Raw genomic sequence first — 564 nt, 5'->3', positions numbered from 1 at the left:
TAGCTCAAATGCTTGTTACTAGCTCGCCAACGCTTTTCGCAAGTTACTACGTCCTTCATCGCCTCTGACTGCCAAGGCATCCACCGTATACGCTTAGTCACTTAACCATACAACCCAAATAAGTTTCAAAGAAACTCAAGTTGTACCGTAACTAGCTGGTTTATTACTAATTTGCATCTCTTACGAGTACACAAATTCGCCTTAGTTTTTAGAATATTCAAGACACTTAATAAAGTGTTTTGAGAACTCAATGTATTACTGAAAAGGGATTAACTTCCCAATAATACGATTTGTATTAATTAACATGACAGACTCATGCAATTAAATACTATCAGCTTTCCAAATTGTTAAAGAACAATGCTAACCGGCTTGCGGCGCATTTCGCTCAACTCCATAAAGGAGTAACAAGCAATCTGTGTGAACACTCAACAAACATCAAGTTAGTCGTATAGGTAAGGAGGTGATCCAGCCCCAGGTTCCCCTAGGGCTACCTTGTTACGACTTCACCCCAGTCATGAACCACACCGTGGTAAACGTCCCCCCGAAGGTTAGACTATCTACTTC

2 rRNA genes are annotated in these 564 nt (G+C 40.8%); both read right to left on the bottom strand.

Going from position 1 to position 564, the window contains the following annotated elements:
• Nucleotides 1–107 (bottom strand): 23S ribosomal RNA (locus tag K5Q58_RS20740); the annotation flags it as partial.
• Nucleotides 108–453: 346 nt separating this feature from the next.
• Nucleotides 454–564 (bottom strand): 16S ribosomal RNA (locus K5Q58_RS20735); the annotation flags it as partial.

It is taken from the genome of Shewanella sp. KT0246, assembly GCF_019654955.1.
GTDB lineage: Bacteria > Pseudomonadota > Gammaproteobacteria > Enterobacterales > Shewanellaceae > Shewanella > Shewanella goraebulensis.
This window is presented reverse-complemented; position numbering and strand designations above follow the sequence as displayed.